A 14,622-nucleotide genomic window follows, 5' to 3' on the forward strand; every position below is an offset into this window, starting at 1 on the left:
ATTTGCCTCAGATTTAAAAGTGTAAAAGTCATTATGAAAATACTCCTAAAGTCAGCGAGAATTATTGACAAAGAAAGTGAATTTCACAATACAGTGAAAGACATATTGATTTCAGATGGAACAATAACACATATTTCAGACCAGCTTGGAGAAGTGCAGGTAGATAAGGTAATCGCCGATGCATATGTGTCGCAAGGTTGGACAGACAGTAGTGTATGCTTTGGCGAACCAGGCTATGAAGAGAGAGAGACCTTGGCTAATGGTATGCTGACCGCTGAGAAGAGTGGCTTTACACATTTGCTTATTAATCCGCTTACACACCCTGTGACTGACAGTAAGGCGGCCGTAACTTATATAAAAGATAAAACGCGCTATTGTGTAGCTACAGCTTACCCTATAGGAGCACTAACAGTAGAGAGTAAAGGAGAATATTTGGCAGAATTATATGATATGCAAAGCGCTGGAGCAGTGGCTTTTGGCGATTATAAAAAACCTATAAGCAATAGCAACCTGCTGAAAATAGCTCTACAGTACACACAGCCCTTTGATGGTATTGTAATTTCGTTTCCTAACGATACTAAGATAATGGGCAAAGGCGTAGTAAACGAACACATAGAGGGTACGCGCTTAGGGCTAAAAGGTATTCCTGCTTTAGCAGAAGAACTATGTGTAGCAAGAGATTTATCGATATTAGAATACGCAGGGGGAAGATTACATATCCCTACAATTTCCACTGCTAAGTCAGTAGCCCTTATAGCTGAGGCAAAGGCAAAAGGCTTAGATGTAACTTGCAGTGTAGCAGTGCACCACTTGCACTTCACAGATGAGGTGCTCGATAATTTTGATACTAATTATAAAGTATTACCCCCCTTAAGAGATACAGAGAATGTGCTTGCACTACGAGAAGCCTTAGATAACGGTGTGATAGATTTTGTGACTTCAGACCATAATCCGTTAGATATAGAGCTTAAGTTTAAAGAATTTGATTTAGCTGATTTTGGTACTATAGGATTAGAAAATGTATGGGGTGTTTTGAGCCAATACACTACTGTAGAAAGAGCCGTAACACTGCTAACAGCTGCTCGTAAACGTTTCGGTATAGCTACAACTCCTATAGCAGTAAATACAGTGGCTGACCTTACCTTATTTACCCCAGAAGGTACTTCGGTATTCACAAAAGAGGACATACTTTCGGCTTCTAAGAATAGTGCCTTTATAGGAGCTACTATGAAAGGGAAAGTATTAGGGGTAATAGCCAATAATCAATTGATATTGAATGAGTAATAAAAATAGTAGTTATGGACACTAATAAGAAACTTCCGTTAGAATACATCATTCGCGAACCCCAGATAAAGATAAAGCGTTCTCCGGTGATATTTATGTTGCACGGTTATGGCAGTAATGAAGAGGATCTTTTTTCGTTTGCTAATGCACTGCCGCCCGAATATACTATTATTTCGTTTAGAGCTCCGTATCACTTAGCAAGCTTTGGGTATGCTTGGTATATGATAAATTTTGATGCAGACCAGAATAATTGGAGTGATACTAAGCAGGCAATAGAGTCAAGAGATTTGATAATGCAAGCAATAGAAGAGGCCTGCCGTGTGTATGACTTAGATACACGCAATGTTACCCTATTAGGATTTAGTCAGGGGAGTATATTGAGTATGGCGGTAGCCCTTTCGTATCCTAAAAAAATACGCAATGTGATAGCCCTAAGTGGGTATCTAAATAAAGATATTATAAAAGAAGGTTATGAGAAAGAACACCACTCTATGACTCATTTCTATATATCGCACGGCTCAAGTGACCAAGTAATTCCGGTAGAATGGGCACGACAAACCCCTGTAATACTTGATAGCATAGGTGTGAAGTGCCGTTATGAAGAGTTCCTTGTGGGGCACGGTGTTTCGCCACAAAATTTCTATTCTTTCCGTGAGTGGCTTACTCAGCAGTAATTTATGGATAAAAAAGAATTTAAGGAAAAATATGAGCTTTTTAAGCGCAAGGCGTATGTTATTATTTATGGTACTAACACACGCTTAGGTAAGCTTTTTGACCTTGTGCTATTAGCACTTATTTTTATAAGTGTAGTGATGGTAATGCTCGAAACTGTAAAAGGAATAGACCACCGACTACACGGCTTATTGGTGTTTATGGAGTGGGTGATAACTATCTTCTTTACAATGGAGTATATATTGCGTATTATTAGCAATAAAAAGCCTTATCGCTACATATTTAGTATATATGGCATTATAGACTTGATAGCTATTTTGCCTATGTACCTGTCCTTTATCACCCCGAGTACGAAAGCTATTTCGGTAGTACGTGCCCTTAGGCTACTGCGTATTTTTAGGATATTAGACTTGGTGAGCTTTATGAACCAAGGAGAAGAGCTAAAGTTGGCACTACGCACCAGTAAGAATAAGATTCTTGTTTTTATCTATTTTGTGTTTGTAATATCTATACTGTTGGGTTCGCTGATGTATGTGGTAGAGAATGAACACAGCGGATTTACTAGCATTCCACGCAGTATTTACTGGTGTATAGTAACTCTTACCACGGTAGGTTATGGTGATATAAGCCCTGCAACTACTTTGGGGCAAATGATAGCTTCGTTAGTAATGATATTGGGTTATGGCATTGTAGCTGTGCCTACGGGTATAGTAACCGCTGAATATAGTCGTGTATCGAGAGCTAATATACTAAAGGAAGAGCAGCGCTGTCAGCAAAAAGAACTTTTAGCTGATAAGCATACTGAAAAAGTTATTTGCCACCAATGTAATAATTCGAGCCATTTAGAGGGAGCTAATTACTGTTCATCTTGTGGAGCTCCATTAAAAAAACAGATAGACAAATGTCCCGAAAAAAACGATTACTTCTGACAATAGTAGGACCTACTGCCATAGGTAAAACCCGTTTAGCTATAGCTTTGGCACAGCATTTCGGCACAGAAATTATCTCGTGCGACTCGCGTCAGTTTTTTAGAGAAATGCATATAGGCACGGCAGTACCTACTGCTGAAGAACAAGCCCTTATAAAGCACCATTTCATTCAGCATAAGAGTATTTTTGAGCCTTATTCGGTAGGAGATTTTGAGCGCGATACCCTTACCCTTCTCCATAACCTTTTTGAAACACACGAGGTGGTAGTGATGGTCGGGGGTAGCGGCTTGTATGTGAAGGCTGTAATAGATGGATTAGATGACTTTCCGACAGTAGATGAGCATATAAGAGAAACGCTTAACGCTTCGTATCAGTCAGAGGGTATTGGGGTACTACAGACTCAGTTAAAAGAATTAGACCCACAGCATTACGCAAAGGTAGATACTCAGAATCCGCATCGTATGATACGTGCTTTGGAGGTGTGTATAGCTACTGGAAAGCCTTATTCATCTTTTTTGCAACAGAAAAATGTAAGTCGGGATTTTGAAACTCTTCAGATAGGGCTAACAGCTGACAAAGAAATAGTATATCAGCGAATAAACGATAGGGTAGAGCAAATGTTAGCAGAAGGACTGCTGATAGAGACGCAGCAGTTATTGCCCTACAAACAGCTAAATGCCCTACAGACAGTAGGCTACCGAGAGCTATTTGATTTTTGGGAAGGAAAGCATTCACTACTATTTGCTATAGAAGAGATAAAGAAAAATACACGCCGTTTTGCTAAGCGTCAGTACACGTGGTTTAACAGAGATGAGAGGATACAATGGTTTGACTACCAGACTCCTATAGAAGAAATTATCAAAAAGACAATATACAATGGAGAAAATATTTAAGCATTGCCCCAACTGTACTTCTACGAATACAGAATTCCCGAATAATGTGCGATTTTTATGTCACGATTGTGGTTTTACCTACTTTCACAATATAGCTGCAGCTGTAGCCGTAGTATTTAGGTATGAAGATAAAGTACTTTTTACAGTACGGAATATGGACCCTGACAAAGGAAAATTAGATTTGCCAGGTGGGTTTATAGACCCTAATGAGACTGCGCAAGAAGCTGCTTGTCGTGAAGTGTTGGAAGAGATGGGAATGCAAATAAGTCCTTCGCAATTGCGTTTTATTACTACTTTTCCTAATAATTATTTATATAAAGAAGTGCCCTACCGCACAATGGATATATTTTTTGAATGCCGATTGGCTGGAGAGCAAGTGCATATAGTGGCACCTGATGAGATTAAAGCTCTGCAATGGTTTCCACTGAATGAAATACCCGAAGAACAGATAGGTTTTGTGTCGGTGAGAACCGTTATTCAACAACTAAAAGTAGGAGAACTTTAAAAAGGACGAGAAATGAACAGTATCAATCATTATAGGGAAGAATTTTTAGCTCATCTGAAAACTTCAATAGCTGTAAAAGAACCGCGAAATCTATACGAACCTATAGATTATATATTGCAATTAGGGGGCAAACGCTTGCGCCCTGTACTGACACTTATAGCAGCAGACCTCTTTGGAGGCGACTACCGCAAAGCACTTCCGGCAGCTGCTGCGGTAGAAGTGTTTCACAATTTTTCGCTTGTACACGATGATATAATGGACAATGCTTCTCTGAGGAGAGGAAAGGCTACTGTACACCAAAAATGGAATAGCAATATAGCTATACTCTCTGGTGATGCGATGCTGATTTCTGCTTACTGTCTATTAGATAGTTATCCTCCAGACACTTTTGCAGCTCTTGCTAAACTGTTTTCTAAAACAGCTTTAGAAGTGTGTGAAGGGCAACAATGGGATATGGACTTTGAGACCCAAGCCCAAGTGAGTATACCCCAATACCTGCAAATGATACGTTATAAAACAGCGGTATTAGTAGGAGCTGCCTTGCAGATGGGAGCTATTATAGCAGGAGCTTCTATTGAAAATCAGCGTCTTATATATGATTTTGGGGTGACTATAGGGCTTGCTTTTCAGCTGCAAGATGATTATTTAGATACTTTTGGTGATGAGGCTTTTGGTAAAAAAATAGGAGGAGATATACTTGAAAATAAAAAAACAATACTCTATTTAAAAGCTTTAGACTTAGCTGATGAGGCACAACGCAACACATTGATAGCACAATATACTACCTCAGAAGAAAATGATGCAAAAATAGCTATAGTGACCCAACTATTTAGGCAAACAGGAGCTGCTGAGGCTGTGAGAGACGAGATAACACGCACTACTGATGAAGCTCTTAACTTATTGGAGCACATAACTATAAGTGATGAAAAACGCGCTTATTTGAAGCAGTTTGCTTTAGAATTGATGAATAGGAAGGTGTAAAAAAATGTGAGATATTCTCTTGTTAATTATTTATTATTTCGTACTTTTGCACCCTAATATTTAAAGTGAAAATATAAATGTTTAAATGGGTAAAAGCGAGCTTTTGGAATGCAGTAGCTGGCTTAATATTGCGAAATAGAATCACATTTTTAATCATAATAGCCTTAATTACAGGTTTTTTGGCATTGCAGTGGAAAAATATTCGCTTTACATTTACTGAAGCGAATATGTTGCCTGATGACCACCCTGTGAATGTGGAGTACAAGCGATTCCTATCTAAATTTGGAGAGGAAGGCAATTTGATATTATTGGCTATTGATGATGATAAAATTTATACTCCAAAGATATTAAATGAGTGGATACAACTCAGTAATGAACTTAAGAAATACAAGCAGATAGATGCGGTTATTTCGATTAACAATCTGCCCATATTAGTTAAAGATACTGCTCAACAACGCTTGGTAACTCATAAACTTATAGAAGGAGAGGTTAAAAACCAAGCACAAGCAGACAGTATAAGACAAGTACTTATAGAAAAACTGCCATTTTACGAAGGACTTATTTATAATGCTAAGAGCAAAACACTGCAGACAGCGGTGTATATGAATAAGAAAATTGTAAATACTAAAGCACGTAAAGACTTCATTCTTAATGACTTTATTCCGATAGTTGAAAAATTTGAGCAACGCACAGGACTAAAGGTACGCACCTCGGGGATGCCATATATACGCACCCTAAGTGCCCAAAATATAATGGACGAGATAGGACTTTTTATAGCAGCTGCCCTGATTTCTACCTCTCTTATATTCTTCTTTTTCTTCCGTTCCTTTAGGGCGATGTTTATCTCTATGGGAGTGGTGTCGGTAGCAGTGATGTGGGTATTTGGTTTTCTGGGACTATTTGACTACGAAATCACTATACTTACGGGGCTTATACCACCCTTGGTGATAGTGATAGGCATACCCAACTGTGTATTCCTCATCAATAAATATCAACAAGAAATTAGCAAACACGGCAACCAAGCTAAATCACTTATTAGAGTGATTAGAAATGTAGGGAATGTTACGCTATTGACAAACCTGACTACAGCTATCGGTTTTGCTACCTTTATTTTTACAGAAAGTACTTTGCTCAAGCAGTTTGGTATTATAGCCTCTATCAATGTGCTTTCTATATTTCTGATTTCACTACTGCTGATACCTATTATCTACAGTTATATGAGCATTCCTAAAGAAAAACACTTGCGCCATTTGTCTCGCAACTGGATAGGAGGACTTATAAAATTTATTGAAAATACCGTAAAACATCATCGTATAGCCGTTTTTACCACAGCTTTGGTACTCTTGATACTCAGTATTATAGGTATTTATAAGATAAAAATATCGGGTAGCTTGATAGAAGATATGCCTAAATCGGCAACATTCTTTGATGATATAAGTTATTTTGAGAAGAATTTCGGGGGTATTATGCCTTTAGAAATAACTGTAGATACTAAACAAAAGAACGGAGTAACCAAACTTGCCACCTTAAAACGCATAGATGAGCTTTGTGCGCATATAGAGGAGATACCAGAGATTTCGAAGCCCCTATCAGTAGTGAATTTGGTGAAGTATGCTAAACAGGCATACTACAATGGTAATCCGAAATACTACAGTCTGCCAACTACACAAGAACAGAATTTTATTCTTTCGTACATTAAAAATTCAAAAGGCAATGCGAGTATGCTGTCAGCCTATGTAGATAGTACCGCCCAAACCGCGCGTATTACTACTTTTATGAAAGATATAGGTACTGAGAAAATGCAACAGATAGAAGAGAATATCTATGCTAAAGCCCAGAAACTTTTCCCCAGCGATAAATATGAGCTAAAAATAACAGGTAAAGCCTATTTGTTTACTAAAGGGACGAGCTATTTGGCAACCAACCTAATCTGGTCGCTTGCCTTGGCAATAGTGCTTATCGCACTTATAATGGCCTATATGTTCCGCTCAGTGAAAATGATTATCATTTCGCTTATACCTAACCTTTTGCCACTGCTTATCACAGCAGGGTTAATGGGCTATTTGGGCATACCACTTAAGCCATCAACTATATTAGTATTTAGCATAGCTTTTGGTATTTCGGTAGATGATACTATACACTTCTTAGCTAAATATCGCTTAGAGCTCGTAGCCCGCAATTGGAAGATAAGCAAATCGGTGTATGCAGCCCTAAGAGAGACAGGGGTAAGTATGTTTTATACCTCTATAGTATTGCTTTGCGGTTTCTCAGTATTTCTGCTTTCAAGTTTTGGAGGCACTAAAGCCTTAGGAGGGCTTATCTCGGCTACGTTACTCTTTGCTATGATGACGAACCTATTGCTTTTGCCGAGTTTATTACTGTCATTAGAGCGACATATTTCAAATAAAGAAACTTTTAAAGAACCTCAAATAGAGATTTTCCCCAAAGAAGAAGAAAATTAGTTAATTTGTCAATCGACAAATTAGTCATAAAAGTAAAAATAATCATTATGGAAAATAAAAAACATATCGTAATAGTAGGGGGTGGTTTTGCAGGATTAGAGCTTGTGAAAGAGCTAAACCGCTCAGGTAAATACCATATTACTTTGGTGGATATGAACAACTATAACTTCTTTCCACCTCTTTTATACCAATTAGCAGCAGGCTTTATGGAGCCATCATCTATATCTTATCCTTTTCGCCGTTTGTTGCGCAAATATAAGAATGCACGCTTTAGAATGGCTTCTTTGCAAGAAGTAATACCTGCAGAAAACAAACTTATACTAAGCAATGGAGAACTTTCGTACGACATTTTAGTAATGGCTACGGGAGCAGAATCAAACTTTTTTGGTAATAAAGAAGTAGAAGAGAAAGCAATGCCAATGAAAACAGTAGGCGATGCACTGATGCTCAGAAATTTAGTTTATACCCGATTAGAACGTGCTACCCGTACTCAAGATAAAGAACAACGCCGTAAACTACTATCATTTGCTATAGCAGGAGCTGGACCTACAGGAGTAGAACTATCAGGGATTTTTGCTGAAATGAAGCAAAATATTATGCGTAAGGACTATCCTGAGCTTACTTTTGATGATTTAGGTGATATTTATCTGATAGATGGACAAGAGACAGTACTTTCGCCAATGTCGAAGAAAGCACAAGAGTATACTGAAAAAAGTTTATTAAAAAAAGGAGTAAAGCTAAAGCTAGGTGTTTTTGTATCAAACTTTATTAATGATGAGGTACACTTATCAGATGGTACTACTTTAGAAGCTCGCAACTTGATATGGGCAGCAGGTGTCTCTGCTAAGACTTTTAAAGGGATAGATGATAAAGCCTATTTAGGAAGAGGGAAGCGTATGAAAACTGATGCTTATAACAAAATGGAAGGATTTGATAATATCTACGCTATTGGAGACGCTTCGATTATGACCGCAGATCCTAACTACCCAGAAGGACACCCTCAGTTAGCACAAGTAGCAATACAACAAGCTGCCAACTTAGGTAAAAATTTTAATAATGATTTTAGAAATCCACAGCCTTTTAGCTATGTAGATAAAGGCTCTATGGCCATCATAGGACGCAATCAAGCAGTAGCAGACCTACCTAAGCATATATTTATAAAGGGATTTTTTGCGTGGGCTATTTGGGCATTTATACATATAATGTCGCTTGTGAATTTCCGCAATAAAATGAGAGCCCTATACAACTGGATAGGCTACTACATAAGCAAAGACCAGTCGTACCGAATGGTGCTACGCCCTAATGAAAAAGCAAAAGGATGATACCCACAGCAGCCAAACGATGGAAACAACAAATACAATATGAGTTACAAGGAGAAGACTATCAGAGCTTGATTTACACCACAGAGGAAGAAATAAGCATATTGCCTTTCTATACCGCTGAGAATGTGAAAAAGAGTTTTAACGTAACTACAGATACGCAAGCTGCTATATCATTATTTGTGTCGGATAAAGAGCAAACCCTGAAGCGTATCGCTTTTTGGCAAGCTAAAAATATAGGTTTTTTCTTGCTTACTCTGCACAAACAATTGAAAAAAGAAGAAGTTAGGAGTTGGTTGCCTACAACTTCACTATTTGTATTTGCTGATGAAGTGATAGATACAACACTTTACCAAAATGCAGGTGCTACGATGGCACAACAGATAGCTTTGACAATAGCTGAGCTGAAAGAACAGCCAACAATATTGCCTTCTATCTGTGTGAAAATGGCTATAAGTGAGGCTTTTCTGCTGGAAATAGCCAAGCTTAGAGCCCTTCGCTGGCTACTGAATGAGACTTTTCCTACTCATACTTTTCAACTAATAAGTGAAGTGTCAAACAGGGGATTATCACTACTGAAAACGCTTCATAATGAGCAATATGTGCAGTTGGCATACGAGGCTGCTATATTAGGCGGGAGTGACTATCTACTACCTAAAAATCCACTTTTCTTTAAGAAGAGTAACTTAAACATTGAAAAGGCACAAATAGCGCTTATTAGTTCCCTTTGTTCCACACGCAAAGCCTCTTTGTTAAATGACCTATATGCTGTTGAGGCACTTAGTTATGAGATGTACAAAAAGGCACAGAGCTTTATTAGCTATATAGAAAAAGAAGGGGGCATACAAATGATGAAGCAGCAGCGTATATTACAAAAGTGGATAATAGCTAAGGCTCACGAAGCACAAAAGCGTTTTGATAAGCAATGTGAGGATTTTTTAGAGGCAAATAGGGGAAAGATAGAATGGTATCAGAAAGAAGAATGGGAACTTTATCCATTTAGTAAGAAAAGTGCAGACAGAGGAACCCTTATGCCTAAGCGCTTGTGGGAACCATTTGAGATAAAACAAAGACAAAAATGGTAGAAAAAGACGAATCAATAGCAGGATTTCCTCCTTATGAGCGCGGTTATCACGCTATGGGGCACTTGCGACATACGCCTTCCTTGCGCACCATAGTATGGGCTGCAAATAAGGAAATAGAAACCTCTGCTAATGAAGTGCTTTTTACTGATATAGAGGCCTTTGAGTTAGCTTCATTGCCTTGTAAATCAATTGTTGTTAGTGATATGCATCTATTGCCTACTATAGTGAAACTTACTGATATACAATATATTTATCTTGCTGGAGAAGCATTGTTGGAAGAGGAAGCTCAGCAGCTGTTGTACACCCATTTTACTTTTAGTGACCAATGGCGTATATTATTGCACTTTCAGCAAGATGTATTTAAGAGTATGGCACATCTACGCAGCCTAAGAGCTCTTTCGGCACATTTAGGAATGCATCAACAGAAAGAAATAAAAATACCTATCACTTGCTGGGTTCATAATATTTCAGAACAACTTTACGCTCTTGCTGTACAAGCTGATGATTTAGTAGGTGACATCTATCAGCCAACCCCTACTAATGATTGGTTGATAGCCAATAGCTTAATAAGCAAGACGATACTTTAGTATTGAAAAAAGTCATTATTTCTTTGTATTTACCATTACCTTTTGTATCTTTGTAGCAAATTTAAGCCTTCATAACTAAATGAAATTATATCTTTTTGTCATATTTTGTATGGTTTGCAGCCTTCTATCAGCACAAGAACCTGCTGTAAAGCAAGACCTAAAAGTAGGCTTGGTACTCAGTGGGGGAGGGGCTAAAGGTTTAGCGCATATAGGAGTGCTAAAGGTATTAGAGGAAGCAGGCATACGCATAGACTACATAGGAGGTACTAGTATGGGGGCAATGGTAGGAGCTATGTATGCCGCAGGCTATTCGGCTAATGAGTTAGACTCTATTTTTAGGAGTTTAGACTTTGATAAACTTTTGCAAGACAAGATATCACGCCGTTCGAAATCACTTCACGAGCGGTATCTTTACGACCGCTATGCAGTGGCATTGCCTTTTAATAACTTCAAAGTAGGTTTGCCTCGTGCAGTATCTAAAGGACAAAGTATTTATAATGAGTTTGTAAAGCTACTTTACCCTGTAAATGAAATATATGATTTTTCGCAGTTACCTATTCCTTTTCTTTGTGTAGCTACTGATATAGAGACAGGGAAGGGAGTAGTACTCGAAAATGGATTTTTGCCACAAGCTATTAAAGCCAGTGGTTCTTTTCCTTCATTGTTTGATTTGGTAGAAATAGATGGTAAGTTGCTCACAGACGGGGGAATAGCGGATAATTACCCTGTAGATGAGATAAAGAAAAAAGGAGTAGATATTATTATAGGGGTAGATGTGCAAAGTCCGTTAGCAAAACGTGAGGAAATAAATTCGGTATTGAGTATTTTTTCACAAATAACGACTTTTCCGATGACGGATAATATGCCCAGAAAAATAAAGGAGACGGATATTTATATAAAGCCTAATATAGAGGGGTTTAATATTATTTCTTTTGATAAAGGAGAAGAAATTATCAATAATGGACGAATAGCAGCATCACTCTTCTTACCACGTTTAAAAGAGATAGCAGCCCATCAAAAACACGAAGAGAAACGAGAACCTATACAAAAAATAGATTCTTTTTACCTGAAAGAAGTACACTTTCACGGCAATGACCACTTTTCGAGAAGTTACTTACGTGGTAAGATGCATCTGAAGTATTTAGACCGCAAGATTTCGTTTGATGAGTTAAATGATGGATTAGATAACCTAATGGCTACAAACAACTTTCATTCTGTTAGTCACCAACTTAGGCATACTGATCAGGGAGAATACATAGATTTCTTTATAAAAGAAAGCCCTCAGCGCACCTATTTAAAATTTGGCGTACATTATGACAATTTGCTAAAAACGGGCTTTCTAATGAACTATACTCGTAATTACTTCTTACAAAGTAGTGATTTCTTATCTTTAGATCTTATAGTAGGCGATAATAGTCGTTATCAGTTTGATTATTTTGTAGATAAAGGCTTTTATATTAGCTATGGGGTTCGTTCAAGGTTTATGCAGTTTGAACGTAAACTAAACGCACATAGACTCTCTAATTATCGTATAGAAGGCTCTGAATTAAACCGTATGGATGTAGAAGCATACGACCTTGTAAATCAGCTGTATTTACAAACATTATTGGGGAATGGTTTTGTTTTCGGCTTAGGGGCAGAGCACCGCAAAATACGATTTGATGCTGAGCAAGTATATGGGTTGAGTACTGTAGTTTCTTATGCTGAAAATACTCATTTTGGCAGTCTTTACTCTTATATAAAATACGATAGCTTAGATAATACATTCTTCCCTACTCGTGGTGTATATTTTAGTTCACAATTCAATCTGTATGCTTTTGCCTCAGATATGCCTAATTTTAACAGATTTACTACAGGCAAGACAGAGCTATCATTTGCCTTTCCGCTCTTTTATAAAACAGCAGCTCGGGTTAATTTAGAAGGAGGGGTAACTATAGGAGGTACTAATGTGTATTCGCTTGACTTCTTCTTAGGAGGGAATAACAAGAATGTCTTTGGTAACTATTCATCTTTTTATGGTTATGACTTTTTGAGTTTTGGGGCTAAGAATTACCTAAAATCAGAGTTTGTAGTAGATATAGAGCCTTTTAAAAAACAACACATATTGTTATTAGCTAATTTGGCTAAAGTAGATAATAACCTATTTGAGAGTTTCCAATGGCATAAGTATCCTAATTATTCGGGCTATGGTATAGGCTACAGTATTGATAGTTTCTTAGGCCCTGTGGAACTAAAATGTACTTATTCGCCTGAAGTGAAGCAAGCCGTATGGTTGTTTAATATAGGTTATTGGTTTTAGTACGGTTTGTATGTATAGTGAATAAGGATAAGATTTTAAAAAAATAATTAATACCAAATGTAATGAAAATAACAGAGTTAGAACCAAAACAATTGTGGGCGAACTTTGCGAGTTTGAACGAAGTGCCACGCCCCTCGAAGAAAGAAGAAAAAGTCATCGCTTTTATGGTGGCTTTTGGTAAAAGTTTAGGTCTTGATACTTATCAGGACGAAACAGGTAATGTTATCATTAAAAAGCCTGCTTCAGCAGGTATGGAAAACCGCAAAACAGTAGTGCTACAATCACACCTTGATATGGTGCATCAAAAAAATAATGATACCGTATTTGACTTTAGTACAGAGGGTATCAAAATGTTAGTAGATGGCGATTGGGTGCGTGCTGATGGTACTACCTTAGGAGCTGATAATGGTATAGGTGTAGCGAGCATTATGGCTATCTTGCAAAGCAAAGACATTGCGCACCCTGCTATAGAAGCTCTTTTTACTATTGATGAGGAAACAGGTATGACAGGCGCTAAAGGTTTGAAAGGAGGCTTATTGTCAGGAGCTTACTTGCTGAACTTAGACACTGAAGAAGATGACGAGATAGATATAGGATGCGCTGGTGGGGTGGATGTATCAGCCTTCAGAGAGTATGATACTATACCTACTCCTACAGAAGCTGTAGCTTATACCTTATCAGTGAAAGGACTACACGGAGGGCATAGTGGTATGGACATTCACAAAGGCTATGCCAATGCTAATAAATTGATGAACAGACTGTTATTTACTTGTTCAGAGAAGTTTGACCTACATATAGCAGAGATAAATGGAGGTGGTCTTAGGAATGCTATTCCGCGTGAGAGTGTAGCGATTATCACTGTAGATAAAAACGAAAAAGAAGCCTTCGAGAAAGAAATAGCACAACTTACTCGCGATTTACAACACGAATATGCAGTTACTGAACCTACTCTTGATGTGTTGCTTTCACCTACAACTCTGCCTGAGAGAGTAATGGAAATAGAAGAACAAGGAGATGTGCTAAGGGCTATTTATGCAGCCTTCAATGGCGTATACAAGATGAGTCAAAGTATTGCAGATCTTGTGGAGACAAGCAATAACATAGCAAGAGTTGAGCTAAAGAATGGCGAGATAAATGTTTACTGTCTCACTCGCTCGGCTTCAGAGACTTCTAAGAATGACTTAGCAGATACCATTAGAGCCGCATTTGAGTTAGCAGGTTTTGAAGTAGAGTATACAGGTAGCTACCCTGGTTGGGAACCTAAAGTAGATGCTGAGATACTCAAAATAGTAAAAGAGCAATACGAAACCCTTTTTGGCGAAACTCCACAAGTAGTAGCTTGCCACGCAGGTTTAGAATGTGGTATACTTGGTACTAACTATCCTACTATGGAGATGGTAAGTTTTGGTCCTACTATTAAAGGAGCACACTCACCTGCTGAAAGAGTAAATATAGCATCAGTACAGAAATTCTGGAAATTCTTATTATCAATACTGAAGAATATCCCTGCTAAATAATTGGTTATAAGATTTTTATCTAAAAATAACTGCCTGAGAAGTAATATACTTATAGCTTCTCAGGTAGTTTTTTATTTTGATATTAGGAA

Annotated in this window: 12 protein-coding genes; all 12 read left to right on the plus strand. The window is 37.9% G+C overall.

Annotation, left to right across the window (positions count from 1 at the left end; all coding sequences use genetic code 11):
• Positions 1-33 precede the first annotated feature (33 nt).
• Complete coding sequence (locus FOC45_RS05055; RefSeq protein WP_009392967.1) at positions 34-1,284, plus strand: dihydroorotase family protein; 1,251 nt, start codon at positions 34-36, stop codon at positions 1,282-1,284.
• A gap of 14 nt (positions 1,285-1,298) precedes the next feature.
• The gene (locus tag FOC45_RS05060; RefSeq protein WP_009392966.1) at positions 1,299-1,958 is read left to right on the plus strand and encodes an alpha/beta hydrolase; all 660 of its coding nucleotides are present in this window, start codon (positions 1,299-1,301) and stop codon (positions 1,956-1,958) included.
• 3 nt (positions 1,959-1,961) lie between these two features.
• Positions 1,962-2,885 (plus strand): ion transporter, encoded by a 924-nt coding sequence (locus FOC45_RS05065; protein WP_009392965.1) that lies wholly within the window; start codon positions 1,962-1,964, stop codon positions 2,883-2,885.
• Positions 2,858-3,778 carry a tRNA (adenosine(37)-N6)-dimethylallyltransferase MiaA gene (miaA, locus tag FOC45_RS05070; protein ID WP_009392964.1) on the plus strand — a complete coding sequence of 307 codons (921 nt, stop codon included), beginning with the start codon at positions 2,858-2,860 and terminating at the stop codon, positions 3,776-3,778. The genes FOC45_RS05065 and miaA overlap by 28 nt, the downstream gene beginning before the upstream one ends.
• Entirely contained in the window at positions 3,762-4,283 is a 522-nt protein-coding gene (locus FOC45_RS05075) for an NUDIX domain-containing protein (protein ID WP_009392963.1), read from the plus strand. Before miaA ends, FOC45_RS05075 begins: the two co-directional genes overlap by 17 nt.
• Before the next feature lie 12 nt (positions 4,284-4,295).
• Entirely contained in the window at positions 4,296-5,264 is a 969-nt protein-coding gene (locus tag FOC45_RS05080) for a polyprenyl synthetase family protein (RefSeq protein ID WP_009392962.1), read from the plus strand.
• 77 nt (positions 5,265-5,341) lie between these two features.
• The gene (locus FOC45_RS05085; RefSeq protein ID WP_009392961.1) at positions 5,342-7,726 is read left to right on the plus strand and encodes an RND family transporter; all 2,385 of its coding nucleotides are present in this window, start codon (positions 5,342-5,344) and stop codon (positions 7,724-7,726) included.
• A gap of 47 nt (positions 7,727-7,773) precedes the next feature.
• On the plus strand, positions 7,774-9,048 hold the full coding sequence (locus tag FOC45_RS05090) for an NAD(P)/FAD-dependent oxidoreductase (protein WP_155846605.1): 1,275 nt from the start codon (positions 7,774-7,776) through the stop codon (positions 9,046-9,048).
• On the plus strand, positions 9,045-10,130 hold the full coding sequence (locus tag FOC45_RS05095; protein WP_009392959.1) for a methylmalonyl-CoA mutase family protein: 1,086 nt from the start codon (positions 9,045-9,047) through the stop codon (positions 10,128-10,130). The genes FOC45_RS05090 and FOC45_RS05095 overlap by 4 nt, the downstream gene beginning before the upstream one ends.
• Positions 10,124-10,717 (plus strand): hypothetical protein, encoded by a 594-nt coding sequence (locus FOC45_RS05100; protein WP_009392958.1) that lies wholly within the window; start codon positions 10,124-10,126, stop codon positions 10,715-10,717. The genes FOC45_RS05095 and FOC45_RS05100 overlap by 7 nt, the downstream gene beginning before the upstream one ends.
• Before the next feature lie 109 nt (positions 10,718-10,826).
• Positions 10,827-13,016 (plus strand): patatin-like phospholipase family protein, encoded by a 2,190-nt coding sequence (locus FOC45_RS05105; RefSeq protein ID WP_231121909.1) that lies wholly within the window; start codon positions 10,827-10,829, stop codon positions 13,014-13,016.
• A gap of 62 nt (positions 13,017-13,078) precedes the next feature.
• Positions 13,079-14,533 (plus strand): aminoacyl-histidine dipeptidase, encoded by a 1,455-nt coding sequence (locus FOC45_RS05110; RefSeq protein WP_009392953.1) that lies wholly within the window; start codon positions 13,079-13,081, stop codon positions 14,531-14,533.
• Positions 14,534-14,622: the final 89 nt, after the last annotated feature.

Origin of the sequence: Capnocytophaga sp. FDAARGOS_737, from assembly GCF_009730375.1 — a bacterium.
GTDB classification, from domain to species: Bacteria; Bacteroidota; Bacteroidia; order Flavobacteriales; family Flavobacteriaceae; genus Capnocytophaga; species Capnocytophaga leadbetteri.

Bases quoted from the DNA above. Each gene is read 5' to 3' on its own strand.
- FOC45_RS05055 (WP_009392967.1), top strand. From the start codon at position 34: ATGAAAATACTCCTAAAGTCAGCGAGAATTATTGACAAAGAAAGTGAA.
- FOC45_RS05080 (WP_009392962.1), top strand. From the start codon at position 4,296: ATGAACAGTATCAATCATTATAGGGAAGAATTTTTAGCTCATCTGAAA.
- FOC45_RS05100 (WP_009392958.1), top strand. From the start codon at position 10,124: ATGGTAGAAAAAGACGAATCAATAGCAGGATTTCCTCCTTATGAGCGC.
- FOC45_RS05110 (WP_009392953.1), top strand. From the start codon at position 13,079: ATGAAAATAACAGAGTTAGAACCAAAACAATTGTGGGCGAACTTTGCG.
- FOC45_RS05075 (WP_009392963.1), top strand. From the start codon at position 3,762: ATGGAGAAAATATTTAAGCATTGCCCCAACTGTACTTCTACGAATACA.
- FOC45_RS05060 (WP_009392966.1), top strand. From the start codon at position 1,299: ATGGACACTAATAAGAAACTTCCGTTAGAATACATCATTCGCGAACCC.
- FOC45_RS05105 (WP_231121909.1), top strand. From the start codon at position 10,827: ATGGTTTGCAGCCTTCTATCAGCACAAGAACCTGCTGTAAAGCAAGAC.
- FOC45_RS05095 (WP_009392959.1), top strand. From the start codon at position 9,045: ATGATACCCACAGCAGCCAAACGATGGAAACAACAAATACAATATGAG.
- FOC45_RS05065 (WP_009392965.1), top strand. From the start codon at position 1,962: ATGGATAAAAAAGAATTTAAGGAAAAATATGAGCTTTTTAAGCGCAAG.
- FOC45_RS05090 (WP_155846605.1), top strand. From the start codon at position 7,774: ATGGAAAATAAAAAACATATCGTAATAGTAGGGGGTGGTTTTGCAGGA.
- miaA (WP_009392964.1), top strand. From the start codon at position 2,858: ATGTCCCGAAAAAAACGATTACTTCTGACAATAGTAGGACCTACTGCC.
- FOC45_RS05085 (WP_009392961.1), top strand. From the start codon at position 5,342: ATGTTTAAATGGGTAAAAGCGAGCTTTTGGAATGCAGTAGCTGGCTTA.